Source organism: Niallia alba (assembly GCF_012933555.1).
Classification (GTDB): domain Bacteria; phylum Bacillota; class Bacilli; order Bacillales; family Cytobacillaceae; genus Niallia; species Niallia alba.
The window spans coordinates 1,369,160-1,392,835 of the sequence record NZ_JABBPK010000001.1; the positions used below are offsets into that span (position 1 = coordinate 1,369,160).

Annotated in this window: 23 protein-coding genes; 13 read left to right on the forward strand and 10 right to left on the reverse strand. The window is 35.4% G+C overall.

Features of this window, described 5'->3' with window-relative positions:
- The first annotated feature begins 63 nt into the window (after positions 1–63).
- Positions 64–1,341, forward strand: a complete 1,278-nt coding sequence (locus HHU08_RS06775) for a M48 family metallopeptidase (RefSeq protein WP_101730353.1) — start codon at positions 64–66, stop codon at positions 1,339–1,341.
- A gap of 243 nt (positions 1,342–1,584) precedes the next feature.
- Here the strand turns inward: HHU08_RS06775 and HHU08_RS06780 are convergent, their stop codons facing one another.
- A complete protein-coding gene (locus tag HHU08_RS06780; RefSeq protein WP_016202015.1) occupies positions 1,585–1,815 on the reverse strand; it encodes an IDEAL domain-containing protein in 231 nt (76 codons plus the stop codon).
- Between the two features lie 190 nt (positions 1,816–2,005).
- Here HHU08_RS06780 and HHU08_RS06785 point away from each other — a divergent pair, with 190 nt between their 5' ends.
- Positions 2,006–2,584, forward strand: coding sequence for a competence protein ComK (locus HHU08_RS06785; protein ID WP_169188086.1), 579 nt, complete (start codon positions 2,006–2,008; stop codon positions 2,582–2,584).
- A gap of 202 nt (positions 2,585–2,786) precedes the next feature.
- On the opposite strand, the gene HHU08_RS06790 is transcribed toward HHU08_RS06785, so the two are convergent.
- Both HHU08_RS06790 and HHU08_RS06795 read right to left on the reverse strand, forming a co-directional pair.
- Positions 2,787–3,911 (reverse strand): IS4 family transposase, encoded by a 1,125-nt coding sequence (locus HHU08_RS06790; RefSeq protein WP_016205491.1) that lies wholly within the window; start codon positions 3,909–3,911, stop codon positions 2,787–2,789.
- 129 nt (positions 3,912–4,040) lie between these two features.
- Positions 4,041–4,400, reverse strand: a complete 360-nt coding sequence (locus HHU08_RS06795; protein ID WP_169188087.1) for a hypothetical protein — start codon at positions 4,398–4,400, stop codon at positions 4,041–4,043.
- A gap of 360 nt (positions 4,401–4,760) precedes the next feature.
- On the opposite strand from HHU08_RS06795, the gene HHU08_RS06800 reads away from it, so the two are divergent.
- The 6 genes from HHU08_RS06800 (at position 4,761) to addA (ending at position 17,025) form a co-directional block, all read left to right on the forward strand.
- Positions 4,761–6,752: a S9 family peptidase gene (locus HHU08_RS06800; RefSeq protein WP_016202018.1), complete on the forward strand. Its 1,992-nt coding sequence runs from the start codon at positions 4,761–4,763 to the stop codon at positions 6,750–6,752.
- Positions 6,753–7,105: 353 nt separating this feature from the next.
- Positions 7,106–8,047 carry an LCP family protein gene (locus HHU08_RS06805; RefSeq protein ID WP_169188088.1) on the forward strand — a complete coding sequence of 314 codons (942 nt, stop codon included), beginning with the start codon at positions 7,106–7,108 and terminating at the stop codon, positions 8,045–8,047.
- 374 nt (positions 8,048–8,421) lie between these two features.
- A complete protein-coding gene (locus tag HHU08_RS06810) occupies positions 8,422–9,042 on the forward strand; it encodes a TVP38/TMEM64 family protein (protein ID WP_016202020.1) in 621 nt (206 codons plus the stop codon).
- Between the two features lie 39 nt (positions 9,043–9,081).
- Positions 9,082–9,636: a signal peptidase I gene (lepB, locus tag HHU08_RS06815; RefSeq protein WP_016202021.1), complete on the forward strand. Its 555-nt coding sequence runs from the start codon at positions 9,082–9,084 to the stop codon at positions 9,634–9,636.
- A 167-nt stretch (positions 9,637–9,803) separates the two neighbouring features.
- A complete protein-coding gene (addB, locus tag HHU08_RS06820) occupies positions 9,804–13,295 on the forward strand; it encodes a helicase-exonuclease AddAB subunit AddB (protein ID WP_016202022.1) in 3,492 nt (1,163 codons plus the stop codon).
- Complete coding sequence (addA, locus tag HHU08_RS06825) at positions 13,282–17,025, forward strand: helicase-exonuclease AddAB subunit AddA (RefSeq protein WP_169188089.1); 3,744 nt, start codon at positions 13,282–13,284, stop codon at positions 17,023–17,025. The genes addB and addA overlap by 14 nt, the downstream gene beginning before the upstream one ends.
- A gap of 368 nt (positions 17,026–17,393) precedes the next feature.
- Here the strand turns inward: addA and HHU08_RS06830 are convergent, their stop codons facing one another.
- A complete protein-coding gene (locus HHU08_RS06830; RefSeq protein WP_016202024.1) occupies positions 17,394–17,612 on the reverse strand; it encodes a spore germination protein in 219 nt (72 codons plus the stop codon).
- A gap of 37 nt (positions 17,613–17,649) precedes the next feature.
- The gene (locus tag HHU08_RS06835; protein ID WP_016202025.1) at positions 17,650–17,868 is read right to left on the reverse strand and encodes a spore germination protein; all 219 of its coding nucleotides are present in this window, start codon (positions 17,866–17,868) and stop codon (positions 17,650–17,652) included.
- A gap of 164 nt (positions 17,869–18,032) precedes the next feature.
- On the opposite strand from HHU08_RS06835, the gene HHU08_RS06840 reads away from it, so the two are divergent.
- On the forward strand, positions 18,033–18,197 hold the full coding sequence (locus HHU08_RS06840) for a hypothetical protein (protein WP_205835580.1): 165 nt from the start codon (positions 18,033–18,035) through the stop codon (positions 18,195–18,197).
- A gap of 77 nt (positions 18,198–18,274) precedes the next feature.
- On the opposite strand, the gene HHU08_RS06845 is transcribed toward HHU08_RS06840, so the two are convergent.
- The 5 genes from HHU08_RS06845 to HHU08_RS06865 are packed head-to-tail and all read right to left on the reverse strand — an operon-like array spanning position 18,275 to position 20,118.
- On the reverse strand, positions 18,275–18,787 hold the full coding sequence (locus tag HHU08_RS06845; protein ID WP_169188091.1) for a spore germination protein GerPE: 513 nt from the start codon (positions 18,785–18,787) through the stop codon (positions 18,275–18,277).
- Positions 18,788–18,789: 2 nt separating this feature from the next.
- Positions 18,790–18,969, reverse strand: a complete 180-nt coding sequence (locus HHU08_RS06850) for a hypothetical protein (protein WP_016202027.1) — start codon at positions 18,967–18,969, stop codon at positions 18,790–18,792.
- On the reverse strand, positions 18,966–19,601 hold the full coding sequence (gerPC, locus tag HHU08_RS06855; RefSeq protein ID WP_016202028.1) for a spore germination protein GerPC: 636 nt from the start codon (positions 19,599–19,601) through the stop codon (positions 18,966–18,968). The genes HHU08_RS06850 and gerPC overlap by 4 nt, the downstream gene beginning before the upstream one ends.
- A gap of 32 nt (positions 19,602–19,633) precedes the next feature.
- On the reverse strand, positions 19,634–19,873 hold the full coding sequence (locus HHU08_RS06860) for a spore germination protein GerPB (RefSeq protein ID WP_016202029.1): 240 nt from the start codon (positions 19,871–19,873) through the stop codon (positions 19,634–19,636).
- A 23-nt stretch (positions 19,874–19,896) separates the two neighbouring features.
- On the reverse strand, positions 19,897–20,118 hold the full coding sequence (locus HHU08_RS06865) for a spore germination protein (protein ID WP_016202030.1): 222 nt from the start codon (positions 20,116–20,118) through the stop codon (positions 19,897–19,899).
- A 280-nt stretch (positions 20,119–20,398) separates the two neighbouring features.
- Here HHU08_RS06865 and HHU08_RS06870 point away from each other — a divergent pair, with 280 nt between their 5' ends.
- The 4 genes from HHU08_RS06870 (at position 20,399) to HHU08_RS06885 (ending at position 23,646) form a co-directional block, all read left to right on the forward strand.
- On the forward strand, positions 20,399–21,304 hold the full coding sequence (locus tag HHU08_RS06870) for a fumarylacetoacetate hydrolase family protein (RefSeq protein WP_169188092.1): 906 nt from the start codon (positions 20,399–20,401) through the stop codon (positions 21,302–21,304).
- 67 nt (positions 21,305–21,371) lie between these two features.
- The gene (locus tag HHU08_RS06875) at positions 21,372–21,710 is read left to right on the forward strand and encodes a DUF1516 family protein (RefSeq protein WP_016202032.1); all 339 of its coding nucleotides are present in this window, start codon (positions 21,372–21,374) and stop codon (positions 21,708–21,710) included.
- Between the two features lie 183 nt (positions 21,711–21,893).
- Positions 21,894–23,024, forward strand: coding sequence for a sensor histidine kinase (locus HHU08_RS06880; RefSeq protein ID WP_169188093.1), 1,131 nt, complete (start codon positions 21,894–21,896; stop codon positions 23,022–23,024).
- Positions 23,002–23,646, forward strand: a complete 645-nt coding sequence (locus HHU08_RS06885; protein WP_169188094.1) for a response regulator transcription factor — start codon at positions 23,002–23,004, stop codon at positions 23,644–23,646. Before HHU08_RS06880 ends, HHU08_RS06885 begins: the two co-directional genes overlap by 23 nt.
- Positions 23,647–23,676: the final 30 nt, after the last annotated feature.

Genomic DNA, 23,676 nt, shown 5'->3' on the forward strand with positions numbered 1-23,676 from the left:
TAAAAAACTCTTTTTGGGACTACTTATTATAATAGGTTGTACTAGGCAGGCAGGAGGGAGATTATGACTAGAAAAATTGGTTTTTATGCAGTAGTTGCCTATGTGTTATACGGCTTGTTTTTTTATTGGTATTTATTTCAATACACTAGTCCAACTTTACCATTTGAATATCAGGGGTCACAAGCCGATCCGAGTACTTTTCTAAATAGTAGAGAATTGCTATTAAGTGAGGAATATTCGCGGGTAAGGAACTTTTTGTTTTTTATATCTACACCGTTTGAATGGCTTCTTTACTTATTTATTTTGTTATTTGGTTTTTCCAAAGTGTTTAAAAAGTGGGGAGAGACTTCTGCGAAACATAAGCCGTTGCAAACGGCAATTTATTTATTTTGGCTGAATATAACAGCGTTTATTCTTACATTTCCCATTAGTTATATCAGTTACTCTTTGTCGAAAACGTATCATATTTCTACCCAAAGCTTTCCTTCTTGGATGAAGGATCAATTAATTGATTTTTGGGTGAATTTTGTTATTGTATACCTTGTTGTCGTAGTCTTATATTGGCTAATGAGAAAGAGCCAAAAGAGATGGTGGCTTTATGGATGGTTTTTATCTATTCCGTTTACATTATTTCTTACGTTTATCCAGCCTGTCGTCATTGATCCTTTATATAATGATTTCACGCCTTTAAAGGATAAAGAATTAGAGACTGAGATATTGAAGCTGGCCAGTGCCTCCAATATACCAGCTGATCATGTATTTGAAGTGAATATGTCGGATAAAACGAGCGCATTAAATGCCTATGTAACAGGAATAGGAAGCAATGCAAGAATCGTGCTTTGGGATACAAGCTTAAAAGAATTAGAGAATGAGGAAATTTTGTTTGTAATGGCACATGAAATGGCTCACTATGTAGAAAAACATATTTACATCGGAATTAGTATTTCCTTATTCTTTTCCTTGTTTGGTTTGTATTTTGTTTATAAATTAATGCACTGGATTGTGAATAGATGGGGACCAGCCCTTAAAATATCGAAAATAGAGGATATCCAGTCTTTCCCTCTAGTTCTTTTATTAATTTCCATGTTACTTTTTGCTGTAAATCCATTAACTAATTTAATTTCAAGATATGAGGAAAAAAGGGCGGATAACTATGCAATCCAATTAACAGACAATCCGGAAGCTGGTATTGTTACTTTTCAAAAGCTAGCGAAAACAGGGTTGAGTGAGGTGAATCCCCCATTATTAGTAAAAATATTCCGCTATAGCCATCCGACAATGCTAGAAAGAATTAGTAAACTGGAAGAGGAAAGCATTCGTTTACAAAATGAGAAGCAATAAGGAACGGTTTTTACTTTTGGTTTGTTCATCTGATAGCAACTTGAATACACTTTGGAGTTCTTTCGGCGAATGGTGAGACAAGGTTTCACTATTTCTACAAGAATCAATGTATATTCAAGTTGCTCTTTGTATTTTTAAAAATATTCTATACAAAAAGATAAAAGGATGATTCAAAGAGCGTAATCCTAGCTAAGTGATTAGGCTTTTTGAATCATCCTTACATTTTAAGTAAATCTATTATTATCAAGTACCAAAGCGCTTACATAATAAGTTGAATTTAATACTTAGTTCATTGAACTTTTCTCTATCTTGTTCATCAATGGCTTTATCGATCAAGGACATCAAACTTGCTTTTTCATTATTTAATTGAATTTCTGAAAGCAACATTTCAATATAGAGGTCTTTTACATAAGTTTCCGCGTTTTTTTTAAGGGCACTTAACTTTGTAAACTCAGTATACGACTTGTCATTCATTGTCTTTCCCTCCTGATGCCTTTTTAATATTATATGGGAAAATTTGATAATTATCAATTTGTTTTTTAAAAATTTAGAAATTTGATTATAAAGTATGTCTATATTCTTAAAAATGAAATAAATAATTAAGTTTATTAGGTGAAAAGTGCTATTATAAGGGAGAATTACTAATAAAAGGAGTGGTTTATGGATGAAAGAAAATTACTTAATAGTAGATAAGTATTGTATTAATTACTACACGCTCGCAGTATTGCCTTACATCTTAACTAACGGTACTATTTATTCAAAGGTATATGAACATGATAAGGTATTCTTGTGCAAACTCACCCCGTTAATGATTGTCAAAACTACATGTGGTTATCTGGGCAGTTCCTATGAAGGGAGAAGAGACGGGACACGTAAATTAATGACATATCACCACAAGCTGCCAATTGTTATTGATGATTTTAATTCCATTTATTTTTTTCCAACTCACTCTCCTAGAAATAACAACTGCGCATGGATTTCTCTTCATCATATTCTCGATACCAAAAAAATAGAAGTGTCCAAAGTGAGAATCACCTTTCAAAATTTACAGAAAATAGAAGTGGATATTTCTCTTTATACGCTAAGAAATCAAATTATGCGGACGAACTCATTAAAAACTTTACAGCGCTATAATCATGAAGCAAGCATTAATCCTAAATTAACCTATAAAAGTTTACTGGTGGAAAAACAGAAGAAATTAGCTGAAACGCAAATGATCTATAAAAAAAAGAAGGGAAAATGAGATAGCTAACGCATGGATTTTTTTTATTTGTTATTGTTAACTAATAGTAAACCGCTTCACTAGCGTCGCATAAACATTGACGGAATTTTCCGTTATTAATTATCCTTACTTTTGAGTAAAAAGAAAGATGATTAAACATAGGTAGTAAACATCCATTTTTTTACTATACCTTGTGGCGAGTGTGATAGAGACAGTGATTGGCTTATGGGACAGTGTTTCCCCCTATTTTTCTCAACCAAATGTGTTCCGGTTTCCATAAAGCTGCTTTCAAATAACGACTAATTTGTAAGTACGATCGCTTACTTTTCGTGTTCCGTTGAGCCAGTACATTCAAGCAATAGACGATCATCGCTATATACACTTGGTTGTGCACAGCTTGTTCACTCTGTCCAAAGAATTTTTTGATATTCAAATGCTGTTTCATCCATTTGAAAAACAGTTCAATGGCCCACCGTGATTTGTAAAGTTCAGCGATTTCATCCGCACTTAAATCAAAACGATTCGTTAACAAGTGTAGCTCATTTCCTTTTGTATCCCATACTTTGATCAAACGGAAAACATTCTCCGATCGATTTTGTGTGGTTCCAATGACGACCATCTCATCCGATAACACAGAAGAATCTTCTGGTAACGAGAGTGTTTCAAGGCTACGTACAACCGCATTTTTACGCAGTCGAGAGACGAAGAAATAGCCTTCATCTGTCATGCGATCGAATCGTTCATAGTCCAAGTATCCACGATCAAACACATACATGCATTCTTTGTCATCGACCAGGATCTCAAGCTGGCCTCGGTCATGTTCGTTGGCATTTGTAAGCACGGATTGATCTGGATAGGAATGACCTTTTTCCATAAATACGAGGCGTAGATGGAGCTTCACACCAGATTTGGTTTTTCGAAATTTTGCCCACTTATGGTTGTTCAAGTTTAATGGTAATGTACTGGAATCAATAATTTTAAGAGGTGTTGTCGTTTTTCGTCTCGCTTGAAAATCAGTCTTCCGATGAATTTGCTTGACTAAATCAAGAAAAATAGTTTGGAAAAACTCCGTTGGAACCAGATTTAATCGCCTACCCAGTTGAGAGAAACTAATGGAATCAAGTTGAGTGGCGTTTTGTAATTCTTCTGAAAACACGCAATCACTTAATGCACGCAAACTCTCCGTTTCATGGAGTTGTGCATATAGTAGTAATTTCAAAAAGGAAGTCATATGCAGCTTCTTCGTATAGTAATTTAATTGATAGTTTTTCACTTGTTCCTCTAACAAATTGTTGGAAATAGGTGAAAGCCATTGTTCAAATGATGTTTTTCGTGTAAACTTATCCATGCGTTAGTCCTTTATTTTGGATTTGGATAGGTTACTACCACCAACCCATTATAAAGGCTTTTTTTATAGAAAAGTTTATTTGCGGAAAATTTAATTTATTTAGCTATGTTGAATTATTTTAATGCGACACTAGTGAAACCGCTTATATAAATAATACTCTAATAATTCCTGAGCTTTATTACGAAGGCGTGGGTTAAAGTAGTTATGAAATTCCTCATATCCGTTATAAATAAATAAAAACATGGTAAATGCTTCATCACGATTTACTTCTTGTATCTTCATTGTATGCCTATACATATAACTCTTCGTTTTTTTAAACTCCAATTGTACTGCTTTCATTGAATTTTCGATAAGGTCTATATAAGGTTGTTTTAATTTAAAATTACTTATTTTGACGACCTGTAGATCCCGATTAAGTATAGTTAAAAGCATAGGAAGATAAATGGCCTTTTCCATAATGTCTCTTTGTATTTCAGGAATTCGTGTCATATCCTTTAGCCCCTTCTTTTTTTGATGGATAGAACGTTTGTTCTTATATGATAATACTTGTTTTGTTTCTTATTTTCAAGTGAATAATTGCAGGAAGTGGAATGTTAAGCATACAATTTCTTTAAAAACTTCTAAAAGATGTTTGTTTTTTCAATAGGAAAACTTAAGGTATAGAATAACTAAGCAGCCTGAATTATGTAGACTCATGCAAGGATTAGCGAGACCCTGGAAATCGAAGGTATTCAGTCTACAGATCAGTAGCAACAAACTTTACAAAAATAGGCAAAATTTTAAAAGGAAATAAGGAGGGGAAAGTATTTCATTCGTCGAAATATATAATAACTTTAACAAGGAAGGAAGATGGAAGTGAAAGAAAGTAAAAGAATAAATGCAGAGGATTTATATGAATTAAAATCTGTGGTGGATCCACAAGTTAATGGAATAGGGCAAGAATGTTTATATGTACTCACTTCCATTTGTAAAGAAACCGATAAGTATTATTCTAATATTTTTCATAAGAATTTAAATACACTTGAAACCTCTCAATGGACATTTGGGAAGGATCGAAACCATTCTCCAAGATGGTCACCAAATGGAGAACAAGTTGTCTTTATTTCTAATCGTTCTGGGAAAAATCAATTATTTTTATTAAGTAAAAAAGGGGGAGAAGCAAAGCAGCTTACTTATTTAGTGAATGGAGTAAGTAATCCAGTCTGGTCTCCCGATGGCAAAGAAATAGCTTTTCAAAGTAATTTCAAAACAGGTGAAACCGTAGCAGACAAAGAGTCTAAAAAGGAAGACAAAGAGGACAACCTTACTGCCTTAGAGGTAACTAACATGAAGTACAAATCAGATGGCAAAGGCTTTTGGGATGGAAGTTATGATCATATTGCGGTGATCGATATCGAAAGTGGTAATATGGAGCAACTTACGACTGGAGACAATAATTATTACTTGCAAAGCTGGTCACCAGATGGACAATATATAGCTATTAGTGCAGATCAAAATAAAGAGAAGGATTTTAGTTTTATCTCTGATATTTATTTATATAACAGAAAAGAGAAAAACTGGAAGAGGATTACGGAAAGCAATGGGAATTATGGGAAAGTAACATGGACGCCTGATAGTAAAAGAATAGGATTAATCGGAAGCGACAGAGAGTATGAGAATGCTACTCTATCAAAACTATGGGTATATGATTTAGAATCTGATTTTCTACAATGCTTGACTCCAGAGTGGGATGTTAATGTTGGCGATTATGCAATCGGTGATTTTCAACAGGGAGTAGTAACACCTGGAATGCTGTGGGGAGAGGATAATGAAAGCTTTACTTTCTTAGCATCCGATCATGGAAATACAGTTGTTTATTTTGGAAATATTTCTGGAGCAATCTATCCATCTCTCATTGATAATCAGCATGTATACGGCTTATCCACTGGAGGAAGTTTAAAAAAGGCGGTTGTAGCTATTAGTACACCTACACATCCAGGAGATTTATATACTCTAGATTTAGAGACAGGAGAGATTCAGCAAATTACAGAGGTGAATAAAGAATTTGCTGAATCGCATGCTTTTTCCGAAGCTGAACCGCTACAATTTGCGTCTCGAGATGGCTGGGAGCTTCATGGTTGGTTAATGAAGCCACAAGGTTTTAAAGAGGGAGAAAAATATCCATTAGTATTAGAGATTCATGGAGGGCCGCATGCCATGTATGCTAATTCTTATTTTCATGAATTTCAAACACTAGCTTCCAATGGCTTTGCTGTATTATTTATTAATCCGAGAGGAAGCCATGGCTATGGACAGCAATTTGTAGACGCTGTCCGCGGCGATTATGGTGGGAAGGATTATGAGGATATTATGGATGCTGTAGACTATTGCTTAGAGACATTTAATTTTATTGATTCTTCACGTTTAGGTGTTACAGGCGGTAGTTATGGCGGCTTTATGACTAACTGGATTGTGGGACATACCGATCGTTTTAAGGCTGCAGTCACACAGCGATCCATTTCTAATTGGATAAGTTTTTATGGGGTTAGTGATATTGGCTATTATTTTGCTGATTGGCAAATTAAAGCAGATTTAAATGATATCGAAACACTGTGGAAGCATTCTCCCTTAACCTATGTAAAGAATATTAAAACTCCATTGCTTATTTTGCATGGAGAAAAGGATTATCGCTGTCCAATTGAACAAGCAGAGCAATTGTTTATTGCATTAAAGATACAGAAGAAGGAAACAAAATTTGTTCGTTTTCCAGAATCAAATCATGAACTTTCCAGAAGTGGAAAACCTGCCCTTAGAATAGAGAGACTGAACTATATTAACAATTGGTTTTTGGAATACGTATAATGAATCAATAATCGAAGGTGCCATTTGGTGCCTTCTTTTTATAGGAGGAGAGGTTGTTATTTTAGATCATTATATACATCAACAGCCTTTCTAAAAATAACGAAGAATGAGTAGATGAATAGACAAAAAAAGTACAGTGTTACCCTGCAATGTAATTTTAAGCAAGAAAAAAATGTCTAATGGAACTTTTTTTGATATGATAGTAAAAAGAAAGTTTATGATTAAGTAATTAAGGGGTTAGATAATAAGTAGGATTTTACATAGAAAAGAAGGTCTATATTTTTGTGCAAAGGTTACAATTGATAATAATACATGCTTAAAAACGATTATGAATATGGAAAGGATTAAATGAAATGGGGAGAACGGAATATAGAAAAGGAAAGAAAAGAAGGAGATTACGAAAAGGAAGAGTCTTCTTTCTATTCCTCATTCTATTTATATTATTTGCAGGGATATATAGTATTTTTCAATTTAAACAAGGAGAAAAGCAATCATTAGGTAAACTTGGTGTGGATGAGGTTAAATATGAATTTAATGGGGAAGAGGATATTAACGGAGGAACGAATATTCTTTTACTAGGAAGTGACCAGCGTAAAGGAGAAACACAATCTCGCACAGACACGATAATGATTGCCCAATATCATCCAGATAAAGGTACATATAAAATCATTTCCTTAATGAGAGATATGTATGTAGAGATACCAGGATATGGACAAGGTAGGATTAATACAGCTTATACAATTGATGGTCCTGAACTACTTAGACAAACAATCAAACAAAATTTTGATATAGATTTGCAATATTATGCCATTATTAATTTTGAAGGATTTGAAGCAGTTATTGATGAAGCCTTCCCGAATGGCGTAGAAATCGATGTAGAAAAACAAATGTCAAAAAATATTGGTGTTACGTTAGAGCCAGGAGTACAGCATTTAAATGGAAAGCAGTTATTAGGATATGTTCGTTTCCGCCATGATGCAGAATCTGACTTTGGAAGAGTAGCGAGACAGCAAAAAACGTTACAAGCAATCGCTGATCAAGTTTCTGCAGTCCAGACATTTGCTAAGCTACCAAAACTTGCAGGGGTAATTATGCCTTATATAAATACGAGCATGGACACGGGAGATATGCTGTTTATCGGAAAAGATTTATTAACTTCAAAAAATCACGAGGTAGAATCATTACGAGTTCCTGTAGATGGAAGCTTCCAGGATATGAAAGTGAACGGAGCCGCTGTCTTATTGATTGATTTAGAAGCGAATAAAGCAGCAATAAAAGAATTTTTAGCTCAATAATTCGGATTTTTTTTAACATATTCTTTATATTTAGATAGTAATAGATGAATTAAAATGGAATAGTCAGGTAGAGTTATCCCACTCTTAACGGACAGTAAAACTCCCGCCTCGAACTGATGAGAATATGAGGAAGATCAACTGTCCGTAAAGGTTCGAATGGTTCAACTAACCATCAGTGGGGGAGGAAGGAAAACCCCCACTGATGGAAGTTTCACTTTATTTTGTTCATTGAAATGCTATAAGTAAATTGTTTAGTTAGAAGAGGAAAGGTACAAGGAATCCTTACGTTTTTTAATGGGATTCATTGAAACGAACTTAATTAAAAGAATACACATACGAAAAGATGCGTAAGTTATACAAGGGGTTTTGTGCTCATGGATATCAACTTAATTAAAGAATGGTTTACGCTTGAAAAAATAATGGATTTAATAGATAGTTATCGTTCATTTGGACCGTTGCCAGGTGTCTTATTGCCAATGATAGAAGCGTTTATCCCTTTTTTGCCGCTTTTTGTTTTTATTATGGCTAATGTAAATGCATTTGGATTTTGGCTGGGATTTCTATATTCATGGGCTGGAACAATTTTAGGAGCATTGCTTGTATTTTCGATTATAAGAAGATATGGAAAAAAAAGATTACTAAGGTTTTTAAGTAATCACAAAAAGGTGCAGAAACCAATGATTTGGATTGAAAAGCATGGATTTGGTCCCTTGTTTTTGCTTCTATGTTTTCCGTTTACACCTTCTGCCCTTGTAAATATAGTCGCTGGTTTGTCGAGAATAAGTACGAGCCAATATGTTCTCGCAGTAATTGCAGGAAAGCTAGTTATGATTAGTACAATTAGCTTTATCGGTTATGATTTGAAGTCAATGATTACTCAGCCGTTACGTACGATTCCTGTCGTAATTGCGATCTTTATTCTTTGGGTTATTGGAAAAAGGATCGAGATAAAAATGAATAGTGCAGGTATAGATGAGAAAGAGAGAAGCCATTAGAAAATATGGTCTGTAAATTTTGTTTGGAGGAGATAGAGGTTGAAAGAAGCAATAAAGAAAGAAAGCATAGAATGGTTAAAGGCATTTGCGATCGGGATTATCATCTTTGTTATAATTCGTGCTTTTTTCTTCTCCAATTATGTAGTGGAAGGTGAATCGATGATGCCAACATTACAGGACGGAAATAAATTAGTTGTTAATAAAGTTGGTTATAAAATGACTGATTTTAATCACTTTGATATTATTGTTTTTCATGCTAACGAAAATGATGATTATGTGAAACGAGTAATTGGCATCCCTGGAGATAAAGTAGAATATAGAGATGACCATCTATTTATAAATGGGAAAAAGTATGAGGAGCCTTTTCTAGATGATTACCGGAAACAAGTATCTACCGGAAGATTAACTGGGAATTTTACGTTGGAAGAGATCACGGGAGAGGTTACGGTGCCAAAAGGAAAATTATTTGTATTAGGGGACAATCGTTTAGGAAGCTGGGATAGTCGACATTTTGGTTTTATTCCGATTGATCAAGTAGTTGGAAAGGTAAGTTTGCGTTATTGGCCATTTAATGAAATACAATTTTCCTTTTAGTTTTGCTGGATTAAATGAGAACTCAAAATTGGGTTCTTTTTTTTCGTTACTTATAGGAAGAGAAAAAATATCCAGTATCACTTTTCTATGGAAACATGTGTTTCTATGATATGATGTTATTTACATATAAAATATTATTGAGATAAAGAAAAAGGGGGGAGCATTGGATGAGTGTTCGTTTATTACTAGGTCGATCTGGTACCGGAAAAACAAGGTTTTGTATAGAAGAAATCCAAGCGAAACTTGCCGAAAATCCGGAAGGCAATCCCATTATTTACATCGTTCCAGATCAGATGACCTTTTTATCCGATCAGCGTTTACTATCTGGTTCCGAGGTGCAAGGAATGTTTCGGGCGCAAGTATACAGTTTTACCCGTCTTGCATGGAGAGTATTGCAAGAAACAGGCGGAATCAGTCGCTACCATATAAATAGCATGGGCGTAAGTATGCTAATTCGAAAAATTATTGAAGAGAATAAGAATGAACTAACCCTTTTCAAAAAGGTTGCCGATAAAAACGGATTTATTGATCAAGTAGAACAATTGGTCACAGAATTTAGAAGATACACGGTTACTCCAGACGAACTATTATCGACGAAAGAGCAGTTGGGGGAAACAAAAGAATCTACAAAAGCATTAATGGATAAAATAAGTGATCTTGAATTAATATATGAAAAATTCGAAGCAAGAATTGTTGGGAAATATATCGATGGAGAGGATTATTTCCGTTTGCTTGCAGAAAAGATTAGCGAATCTTCTTATTTACAAAATGCAGAAATTTATATTGATGGTTTTTACAGTTTTACCCCACAAGAATATTTAATCATTCAACAGTTAATGCATATATGTGAACGAGTGACAATCACAAATACATTAGAACCGTTATCTTCCCAAATGGATGATTTAAGTTTGTTTCGTATGACGACTGAATCTTTCCAAACAGTCCAGACGATGGCAAAGCAATTAGGAGTGGAAGTCGAACTTGTAAAGTTCAAAGAATCAAAAAAGAATAGCCATCCATCGTTAGCATATATAGAAAGTCATTTTGACAGTAGACCAGCAAAAGCTTATAAAGAAGAAACAACAATCACATTTGCTGAAAGTATTAATCCTCGAGCAGAAATAGAAGGAATCGCACGTGAAATAATCAAGCTTGTTAGAAATAAGAATTACCGCTATCGAGAGATCAGTCTGCTTTCTCGTAATTTGTCTACATATCAGAATATTATGGAGACTGTTTTTAGAGATTATCATATTCCTTTCTTTATTGATCAAAAAAGTAGAATGCATGATCATCCTTTAGTGGAGTTAATTCGATCATCTTTGGAAATTTTTGAAACAAATTGGCGCTATGAGCCCGTCTTTCGGTCGATAAAGACAGAATTACTATTTCCTCTTCATGAACGCAAAAATAATATTAGGGAAAAAGTAGACAGGCTTGAAAATTATTGCCTTGCCTATGGAATAAAGGGAAGCAGGTGGACTTCAAAAGAACGCTGGAAGTATAGAAGAATCAAAGGGCTAGAATTTGATCAAGGTGTTCAGACAGACGCAGAAAAGGAATTCGAGCAAGAATTAAATGAGTTGCGCCTCTCTTTAACTGCGCCGTTAATTCGGCTTCAAAATCGTTTGAAAAGAGGGAAAACAGGTAGAGCAAAATGTGAAGCATTATATTTATTTTTAGAAGAACTTGAAGTACCAGTGAAAATGGAACACTGGAAGAATGAACTAGAGGAAAAAGGAGAGTTAGTAAAGGCTGGAGAACATGATCAAGCTTGGAATAGTATAGTAGATTTACTAGATCAATTTGTCGAGATACTAGGGGAAGAGGAGTTTTCAATAAAGCAATTTGCAACTGTTATTGGTGCAGGCTTGGATACATTAAAATTTTCCCTAGTCCCTCCAGCATTGGATCAAGTATTGATCGCTGATTTAGAACAATCGCGTTTAAATGATATAAAAGTTGCGTTTGTCATTGGTCTAAATGAGGGTGTTTTTCCATCAAGATTCCAGGATGAGGGCATACTTGCGGATAGTGATAGAGAAGCATTACAACAAAAAGGCATGAAGCTTGCTCCTACTAGTAAAACAAGACTGTTAGATGAGGAGTTTCTTGCCTACAAAGCATTTACAACGCCATCCGATCATCTTTACTTAACTTACCCGCTGGCAAATGATGAAGGAAAATCTATTTTGCCATCTACTTATATCAAAAGAATGCAAGATTTATTTCCTAAAGCGACAACCATCTATTATATGTCAGATCCAAAAGAACTGTCAGAAGAAGGACAGTTAGATTATGTAGTTCATTTTCAAACAACCTTATCTTACTTAACAGGGCAGCTTTATTTAAAGAAAAGAGAGTATCCAATTTATGATTTTTGGTGGGATGTTTACAATGAATATATCGGACATCCAAACTGGAAGGAACCAGCCAAAAAAGTATTTTCTAGTTTAACCTATCAAAATAAAACGGAGCAATTATCGGAGCAAACAAGCAGCGAGTTATATGGGGAAACTATTTCAGCCAGTGTTTCAAGAATGGAATTATTTCACGCGTGTCCATTTTCACATTTTGCAACCCATGGATTAAAGCTTCGAGAACGGCAAGTATATCGCTTAGAAGCACCTGCTATAGGGGATTTATTTCATGCTGCTTTAAAATATATTGCAGAAACGGTTATGCATAAAGAGTTAATGTGGTCTAGCTTAACGAGGGAGCAGTGTGAAAGATTAGCAAGAGATGCGGTAGATATGTTAGCACCGAAATTGCAAAATGAGATACTACTTAGCACTAATAGACATCATTATATAAAAAGAAAGCTAGAGCAAATTATTAGCAGAGCTTCACTTATTTTGAGCGAGCATGCCAAACATAGCGGATTCGCACCAATCGATTTAGAGCTTGAATTTGGACCACAAGGTAAGCTGCCGTCTATTTCTTTTCCGTTGAAAAATGGCACAAATATGAATTTAATTGGCAGAATCGATCGTGTTGATAAAGCAGTTGTTGGTGATGAAGTATATTTACGAGTAATTGACTATAAATCAAGCGGCCAAGAATTGAATATGAACGAAGTATATTATGGTTTATCCTTACAGATGCTTACTTATTTAGATTTAATCATTACAAATAGCACGATTTTAGTAGATAAGGAAGCGAGTCCAGCTGGAGTACTATATTTTCATGTTCACAATCCGATGATTTCAAGTAAGAAAATATTAACGCTAGAAGAAATTGAAGAAGAGCTATTAAAGAAATTTAAAATGAATGGACTAATGCTTGGAGAAGAACGAGTCATTCAATTAATGGATGAAACGTTGGAAAAAGGGAATTCTCCGATTGTACCAGCTGGCTTTAAAACAGATGGAACTCTTACAAAAGCGTCTAAAGTAGCCACTAGAGATGACTTTAATGAAATGCAAAAATTCGTTCGTCACAAATATAGGGATTCAGGAAATAAGATTATTAGTGGCGAAGTAGGAATTGAGCCATATCGATTAAATGATAAGAAGCCTTGTACTTTCTGTTCCTTTAAGTCTGTTTGTCAATTTGATGAAGCGCTGGAAACAAATCAATATAGACAATTGCCAGCCTATTCAAAGGAAGAGGTGCTGCAATTAATCAGAGAGGAGGCTAATACAAGTGAAAGAGATTAAGATACCGGACAAACCAGCAGATGTTACCTGGACAGACGATCAATGGAAAGCGATTATGTCTAGCGGGCAGGACATTTTAGTTGCTGCAGCAGCTGGTTCTGGTAAAACAGCTGTATTAGTAGAAAGAATGATTCGAAAAATAGTATCTGATCAGCCTATAAATGTCGATGAATTGCTTGTAGTTACGTTTACGAATGCATCAGCAGCGGAAATGAAGCACCGGATTGGCGAGGTATTGGAAAAGGAAATTAACGCAAATCCAACGTCGCAGCATTTAAAAAGACAATTGGCGCTTTTAAATAAAGCTCATATTTCTACAATTCATTCTTTTTGTTTAGAAGTCATTCGAAAATATTATTATGTCATTGATTTGGATCCAGGCTTTCGAATTGCCGATGAAACAGAAGCGCAATTGTTAAGAGATGAATGTTTAGAAGATCTTTTTGAAGAAGAATATGGAAAAGAAAACAATGTTGCATTTTTTGATCTAGTAGATGCATTTACGAACGATCGTAGTGACGATGCTCTCCAACGTATGATTCAAGAAATCTATGATTTTTCTCGTGCTAATCCATTCCCGTCTGCTTATTTACAGTCTTTAATCAAGATGTATGCTATCGGTGAAGATACGGACATTATGGAATTACCATTTATGCAGCATTTAATCGATGATGTGGAGCTACAACTAGAAGGAGTAAGAAAGCTGCTTGAGTATGGCTATGAATTGACACAGCTTCCAGGAGGACCTGCTCCGCGTGCTAGTAATTTCTTGGATGATTTAGAAATAGTGTCTATCCTAGAAAAGGCAATGGCTCATTCTTGGGGAACATTATATGAGGCAATGCAGTCCTTAAAGTTTTCTCGAGCAAAGCCATGTAAAGGAGACGAGTATGATCCCGCGCTAATAGAAGAAGGACAAAGAATCAGAGATCGCGCGAAAAAAATATTGCAAGAATTGCAAAGTGATCTATTTACAAGAAAGCCGCAAAGCTTTTTAAAAGATATGGCGGAGATGAAGCCACATGTGGAGACACTTGTTTATCTTGTGGCAGCGTTTGGGGAAAGATTTCAACAAGTAAAAATGGATAAAGGATTAGTGGACTTTGCCGATTTGGAACATTATTGTCTAGCAATCTTAAGTCAGATTGGAGAAAACACTACAGCACTTATCCCATCAGAAGCAGCATTATTTTATCGAAATCAGTTTAAAGAAGTTCTTATAGATGAGTATCAGGATGTCAATCTAGTTCAGGAATCGATTCTAAAGCTAGTAACAAAGGATATTGAGTCTGAAGGAAATCTCTTTATGGTTGGGGACGTAAAACAGAGTATTTATCGATTTCGATTGGCAGAACCGAACTTGTTTTTAGCCAAATATCTTCGTTTTCAAGAGCGCGAGGATGCTGGTTTTAAAATTGATTTAGCGAAAAACTTTCGAAGTAGAAAAGAAGTATTAGAAGGAACCAATTTTCTCTTTAAGCAAATTATGGGAGTGAAAGTAGGCGAAATTGAGTACGACGAAAGTGCAGAGTTAAAGCTAGGTGCAAGTTATCCAGAAGAAACTCCTTACCCAATTGAAGTTGCTTTAGTAAATCAAAGCACGGAAATTAGTGATGACAGTGAAAGTGAAGGAGAGACAACGGGACTTGATGCAGCAGAGCTTGAACAATCACAACTGGAAGCTAGGGTCATCGCCGAAAAAGTAAAAGAATTATTTGAAACAAACCAAGAGGTATATGATGCAAAGCAAAAAGCATATCGACCAATTCGCTATAAGGATATGGTTATCCTATTAAGATCCATGACATGGGCTCCACAAATTATGGAAGAATTAAAGCAATATAACATACCGACCTATGCTAATTTAACGACCGGCTATTTTGAATCAACAGAAGTGGATATTATGATGTCCTTATTAAAGGTTATTGATAATCCATATCAAGATATTCCGCTTGCTTCGGTTCTTCGCTCCCCAATTGTTGGTTTATCGGAAGAGGAGTTAAGCAGGCTGCGAATTGCGAAAAAGCAAGGAGCGTTTTATGAATCCATTCAGGCATTTATTCATTCGAGCAGTCAGAAAGAAGAGGTTCTGTATGAAAAAATAAGACCGTTTTTTGATCGACTTGCTGACTGGCGCTCGGAAGCAAGAAGAGGCTCATTATCGGAGTTGATTTGGAAGTTATATCGAGAAACATACTTTTATGATTTTGTTGGTGGATTACCAGCAGGAAATCAACGTCAGGCAAATTTGCGTGCACTTTATGATAGAGCACGTCAATATGAAGAGACATCATTTCGTGGCTTATTCCGCTTCCTTCGATTTGTGGAGCGAATGAGAGATCGAGGAAATGATTTAGGAGCAGCAAGAGCCTTAACGGAACAAGAAGATGTTATTCGGATCATGACAATCCATAGTAGTAAAGGTTTAGAATTCCCATTTGTTTTTATAGCAGGGATGGGACGTAATTTCAATACAATGGATTTAAGAAAGAATTTTTTATTAGATAAAGATTTAGGCTTCGCTACAAAATATATCGATGCAAAAAAACGAATATCTTATCCATCTCTTCCGCAAATTGCTTTTGCAAAAAAGAAAAAAATGGAGCTACTTGCAGAAGAAATGCGGGTCTTGTATGTTGCTTTAACTCGAGCGAAGGAAAAACTTATTTTAATAGGTGCTGTAAAGGATATAGAAAAAGCAAAACAGAAATGGGCGCAAATAGCGGGACATTCCAATTGGCTTTTAAATGAATTTGATCGTGCCCAAGCGAAGTCTTATTTAGATTGGATTGGTCCTGCATTAGTTAGACATCGTGACAATACATGGATTCATTTAGAAAGCTGGAGTGAAAAAGAAGCAATCTCTGTTCACCCATCTAATTGGGAAGTAAGGATTCTTCAAAAAGAAGAGCTTTTGAGTCGATCAGTGGAAGAAGAAAATAAAGAAAATGAATGGTTGGAAAAGGTAACAGAAGGAAAAAGAATGGAGAGTACTTCTACCTATAAAGAAGCAATCAAAGAAACATTTGCATGGTCATACGCTTCTAAAGAAAGCACTTCTCATCGATCGAAGCAGTCGGTATCTGAATTGAAGCGCCAAGGAGAATTACGTGATGTTCAAAGTGGGATAGAACTTGCAAAAGCGTGGAAGCAAACGGTTTGGAATCGCCCTAAATTTATGCAGGAAAAAAAATTAAGCCCAGCAGAAATCGGAACCGCTATGCATATGGTTATGCAGCATATAGTGATAAAAGAAGAAGTAACAGAAGCTAGTCTGAATCATTTAGTAGAGGATATGGTCAAAAAGGAATTATTAACGATCGACCAAGCGGAAGTTATTGATATTTCCTCTATTCTATCCTTTTTCCAATCTCCTTTAGGAAAAAGAATGCAACAGGCACCAAAGCTTGTACGAGAAATCCCGTTTAATATTGCCTATCCAGCGAGTCGAGTATATGCAGACTGGAAAGGAGGCGAGGAGCCGGTTCTCGTGCAAGGGATAATAGATGTATTCTTTGAGGATGAATTAGGTACAGTATTGCTTGATTATAAAACAGACACGATATCTGCTCGATATAAGGGTGGATATGAAGAAGCTAAACCAATATTGGAATCACGCTATAAAGTCCAAATAGAGCTTTATACAGAAGCATTAGAAAAAATCTTAAAACGAAAAATTGAAGAGAAATACTTATTCTTCTTTGATGGTGCTCATGTGCTTAAGCTATAAATGTTTTTAAAAACTAACCTAAAAAGACAGCCAGACTAATAGTGGAGATCACTGAAAAAGTTTTTTTCGTGCGAAATGAAGAGCAAGTATATTTGAAAGTGAAAATAAGGTTGGTTTGGAGAGGCGTCCGCTCGACTCCTATGGGAGCTGCGAGAAAGTCCGAGACCCCGCAGGAACGTAGTGACGAGGAGGATTGGCGCTCGCCCCATGGAAAGCGAGCGGACGCCTCGGAAAACAAATCCATCATCTTATGTTTAAAAAGTGGCTATTGCCCATCATCATTAACTAGCCAGTTTTTCAGTGCCCTCCTAATAGTGCGGGATGCTTTTTTAGATTAAAGAAAAATGTTTTCCTAAAGAACATTCTTATCAATTATTGTCAGCTATTGGTTGATCCACACCGCTGCCATTTGTATAATTGCTGGAATTGATTGCATTATTGGTGATAACAAACGCACCGTTATTACCGGTACCTGAGCCTATCGTTGCTTTTGAATTGTCCTTAGGCGAGATAAATAAGGAATCTCCGAATTGAACAATTCCTGCTCCTGTGTTAACAATTTGAATCGGACCTATTATAGCAGGCATGATTCTTTCCTCCCTAAAAAAATTAATGATTCTATGCTTAGTTATTTGCAACAACTGGTTGATCAATTAAACTAGTGTCTACATAGTTACTAGCGTTCAATCCGTTATTTGTAATAATAAATGCTCCAGTATTGGAGGTACCTGAGCCTAAAGTTGCCTTGGAATTCCCTTTAGGAGAAATAAACAACGAATCTCCAAATTGAACAATTCCTTCCCCCACGTTAACAATTTGTACTGGTCCTACGATTGCAGGCATTTTTTAACCTCCTTGTTTCGTATCTTTATCCCACCCTTAACGGACTGTAAGACTCCCCCCTCAAGCTTATGAGAATACGAGGGAGAAAGGTGGAGATCAACTGTCCGTAAAGGTCCAATTGGTTCAACTAACCATCAGTGGGGGATGAAGGAAAACCTCCACTGATGGAAGTTTCACTTTATCATGTTGATACTTCATATTTAGCCAGTATGAACGAAACAGTAAAACCATATTTTAATAGCATTGCAGGTTTGGCTGAAAAACTGGATATATTGGCTGATAAAGCGATTGATTTGGCTGAAATCATTAAGCTTTTGGCTGATATTTAGAAGTTTAACCGAAATAGCCCTATTGGTTCCATGCATAATCGCCCTAAATGGAAAGAATATAGATTGAGATTACACTTTTATTGTTCCTGCTCTGGCCCCACCCCTGAAAAAGGCGATCCCATAATATCTGTACCGGTAACAGAAACGGGACTTTCAGAGGTTGGGATACCTAATTGGCTAGGTTCATTTAATTGAATCAAATTATCCCCAACTTCTGTTGCTATCGATTGCTCGATTTGGCGAATATGCTTAATTCTTGCTTCTGTATACATATGACGACAATTTCCTATTTGTAATAAGGAAGAAGAGGATATACCTGTAATATCTATATGATGAACTTTAATAATGGGTTTCACATTTTCAAAATGACATTCTACATTTTCGATAATCGGTATTAAAGGGATAGGTTCCTTAAAGACATCATACTCTTCGTAAACACCTTCTGTTCCATAAAAGAGTTCCTGTTGTCTTTGAACAGCTAAAGCTCGTGAAAAAGCTTGATGATAAGTAGCGTCCCCAATTTCCACAATCGAAGAAAAGGATACTGTCCTGACCTTCACTGAATCGACAACAGATGTACGCTGTAACATAATTAAATTTTCGGATGCAGTGGAACAAAGGGACCGATTATTAGTGATTCAGCTGGTGTATCAAATGTAGAAGCTAATTGGATTGTTTGGGCATCGCCAACAAGGCAAATAGAGGAACTTGCAACCCCAATAATATTGATATTTCCTACTTGAAGCTCTCGGTTGTATACTTGAAAATTCATTCATTTCCACTTCCCTTCATATTATCTGGTATATGGCTTAGGAATAGGTGAACCCCGTTTTCCATTTCCTCCTTTAAAGCTTGGATAATTGCTTCGTTCGATAAATTGTTTCCATTTTGTTTGCGATTGGCACCTTGTTGTAAATAATATTGAATTCTTGTTGGCAATTGTTTGTTGATGTCATCTTGAATAAAAGTGACATAAGATTCTTCTTCTGGCATATTTAGTTCTGTTTGTTTTTTTCGAATGATGTCAGGCAGTTCTAGTTGAATAAATTGATTCATTTCCTCTTCTATATCCATGGATCGGTTCATCATTTGCTTTGGATCGATGGGCGGATAGAAAGGGGCATGCGGCTGATTAATTGGTGAATTTTGATTAATCGCAAGCTCTTCAATATTGCTTAGATCTTCTGGATTAAGACCGATATTTAGTGTTCCTTCTAATGTTTCCACTTTTAATTGATCAAAGCTGTAGTCAATTCGATCAATATGAACAGTAGGTTTTTCTTTTATAGTTGTTAGATCAATGGTTAAGGCAGCAACTTGCTTTTCTAAATCTTTTATCCTTTTTTCAAGCAACTGTAAATAATTACGCATTTTTTCACTGTATTGGTAGAAATCATAAGACAATTCTATCCCCCTTTCCTTATTGCAAATCTTTCCTATTTTCGAGGAGCTTGCAAGGGAACTGCAGGTGAGAAAACCGTTTCTTCATCTGCAATGTTTAATCCAGGCTGATCTGGCTTAAGTTCGGGAGCTGATTCGGTGAATCCGCCTGTATTGTATAAATAAGAGGCAGGTTTAATGATACCGGCGCTACCTATTTGTAATACAGAGGAGTTTGAGATACCTCCGATTTTAATCGTGTTAATGACTATGGATTGTTGGATAAAATAATTCATTTACACATCACCCTTTAGTCTACTTACGCATTTCCTGCAATTGGTTGATCCAGACCGTCGTTATCATACGTATTAGTAGAACTACGATAGTTAGTAACTTTTAATCCATCACCTGTATTAAAAGAGCCAGATCCAGAAAAAGTCTTCGCATTAGAGATAGGCATCATTTTATAAACATCGCCAATATTAAAAATAGAGCTACCCCCAACAGATATGACTTGAGCTACTCCAACGATTGCTGGCATATTCAACATCCTTTATACAATATTCTTATACATACTATGGAACACAACAGAATAGGTGATACATTTACCTAGATAGATAAATTCTTCTCCTAATTAACTTATTCTTATGAATGGTTGTACTATGACTAGAAATCTGTCCATAAGCAAGCGGAAAATAATTGTGTTAGGTAGTTAATTATCTTGATGAGTTTAAGCAAGTCTTTTTTCTATTTGGAAAAAGCATTTAGAAAGTTTATAATTTTCTTAAATGATTTTAGTCATAAAAATGGGGGGAAGAGAAATGAAGTTTGCGACAATTTCTTTAGAAGAGAAAATTTTGGTAGGAATAGTGGATGAAAATGGAATAGTGCCATTGAATGATGCGGAAGAAAAGCGTACAGGCAGACGCCCCTATGCAGAAGACTTAGTTACATGTATGGAACAAGAAGACTTTTTAAATAATGTAAGAAGTTTAATTCATTGGATAGAAGAACAAAATGATCAAGCTAATTTTTATATTCCAATGGAAAAGGTGAAGTTCTTAGCCCCTATCCCGAGACCGAGAAAAAATATCTTTTGCGTTGGGAAAAACTATGTAGAACATGCAATAGAAATGGGAAGTAAAGAAGATATTCCTAAGCACGTAATGGTCTTTACAAAAGCTCCGACAACGGTTATTGGACATCTGAATGATGTTCTAGAACATAAAGAAGTAACCGAACAGCTTGATTATGAAGGTGAACTTGCAGTTGTTATTGGGAAAAGAGGAAAGGGGATTGAAAAGGAGAAGGCATTGGATTACATATTTGGCTATACTATCTTAAATGATATTACAGCAAGAGATTTGCAGAAGAAACATAAGCAATTTTTCATTGGAAAAAGCTTGGACACGAGTGCTCCGATGGGGCCATGGATTGTGACAAGTGATAGTATAACAGATCCCAATTCATTAAATATTACTACAACGGTAAATGGAGAAGTTAGACAGCAATCTAATACTACGCATTTTATTTTCCCAATCGAAGAGGTTATCAGTGTATTGTCTAAAGGAATGACGTTAGAGCCAGGGGATATTATTGCAACAGGGACACCTGCTGGAGTAGGGAAAGGATTTAATCCGCCTCGGTTCTTAAAGGCAGGAGATACCATTGAAATATCGGTTGAAGGGATTGGCACTCTTATAAATAAAGTAGCAAGAGATAAGTAAAGAGTCGAAAATAGAGGAAATGAAGCGATATATGTTAAAATAATGGAGAAAAGGAGGGGGAATATATATGAGTTCAACAGATGCTCATGTACTGACGTGGATTATTGGGCTAGTTCTATTTGCCTTATCATTCGGTTTACATAAAGCTGGAAAAGAAAAGGGAAGTAAAATCCTACATATGGTGTTACGGGTTGTATACATTCTTATTATTGGTTCTGGGATTGGCTTAATCGCAAAAACAGGGATGGATTTCATGCATACGATAAAGATGCTTGTAGGTATTTGGGTTATTGGCATGCTTGAAATGGTACTTATTCGCACAAAAAAAGGGGAAAATACAAAAACACTATGGATTTTATTGGTAGTTTCCTTTATTCTCGTATTAGTGATTGGATATAGTATTTAATAGAAACAACGAGAGGGCTTGTAGAAGAGATATCTTTTACAAGCCCTTTTATAAAAGGGCCATTTTTTAAAGAAGTGTTGCTTTCAATAAGAATAATATTAATTACTCAGGATTGCCGGTAATGAGCAATAAACTCTACGAAAACATCCTATAAAAAAGAGATGCTGTTAGAAAGGGGAACTAATGAAGGTCTTTACGATAAAAACAGGAATTCTGTTTTTCTTATGTTTAGGTGCGTTATATCAAGCATATAACACAGATGCTTGGCATTTTGTCATGCTATTATTTCTTTTATCTATTATTCTGGCATTCTATTTTCTTGTACCTGTGTTTACAAGAAAAAGCATTCCGTTTCTTTCCATCATCGTTATTCTAGAATTAATCCAGTTTGCAGTCGGAAAAGAATTATATGCGTATCTCTTGCTTTTTCTCTTTTATTTTATGATAGAAATGAGTTCAAACACATCAAGCGATTTCTTTCGAATGGTTGTAATCCTGTTTTTATTGCTGAGCCTAGCTATTGGCATTATATTATTTTCCTATCCTACTATGATCTGGATAAGTTTCTTCTTGCTAATTTCGTATCTACTTGTACGTTTAAATGAACTGGACGAAGATTATCAACAAATCAGGGAGACATACGAATCTTTATTAAGTGATTATCGTATACAAAAAAGACAATCTTATTACAATGAGCATGCTGCAAGAGTGGAGGAGAGAAATCTTATTGCCAGAGAAATGCATGATTCTGTCGGTCATCAGCTGACAGCCTTAATGATGCAAATTGAACAATATTGGATTAAAGAGAAGAAAGAGCAATATCTCCTTTTGAAAAATATGACAGAGGAATGCTTAGAAGAAACGAGAAAAGCGGTTCGGCTTTTACAAGTTGAAGAACTTGGAGGAATTGCTTCCATTATTGCTCTTGTTAAAAAATTGGAAAGTGAAAACAATATTCATGTTCACTTTACAACGAAACAAGGAGTACTTCAAGTCAATCTGAGTAATAAGCAAAGTGCAGTTCTATATCGTTGTATCCAGGAAGGAATAACAAATGCGATGAAATATGGGAGTTCAAGGGCAGTATATATTACGCTAGGTGTTTCACCAATTGGCAGCTTAACGTTTGAAATTAGAAACCCTTATATACATAAACATCCTTTTCATTACGGATTTGGGTTAGAAAACATGAAAAAAAGAATGGAAGAAGGACATGGCAAATTAGAGATTCTTCAATTGGATGGAGAATTTATTTTACAAGGAAATATTCCTGTTGGGGAGGAATGTAGAGATGATTCGCGTGTTAATTGCTGAGGATCAAGCGATTGTCAGAAATGGTTTAAAGATGATTATCGAACAAGATGAAGAAATCCAAGTTGTTGCTGAAGCGGGAAACGGAAAAGAAGTATTGTCTTTATTAGAGCGTACAATTGTCGACATTGTCCTTTTGGATATTCGAATGCCAATTATGGATGGAATGCAGACAACAAAAGAAATTCATCAGCAATTTCCGCATATAAAAATACTGATCCTTACGACTTTTAATGATGAAGAATATGCAATACAAGCATTTCAAGAGGGTGCTAATGGCTTTCTGCTAAAGACGACAGATAGTGTTACGCTAGTAAATAGTATAAAAAGCTGTTTAATAGGTGGTATGGCGATACATGATCAAGTTGCAGCTAAATTAATGCCTAAGCTCTTAAAGAGAGAGAGCCATTACGACAATTCTTTGAATCAGATGGTTGCACTAACAAAACGTGAAATCGAAATCGTAAAAAAAGTTGGTCAAGGAAAAACAAATAAAGAAATCTCCAGTGAATTATTATTATCAGTTGGAACGATAAAAAATCATATCACCCAAATTTTAGCTAAATTAGAATTAAGAGATAGAACTCAATTAGCCATATATGCAGTGCGGAATGATTATATATAAATCCCAGAGCGGAATAGAACATGAAGTAAT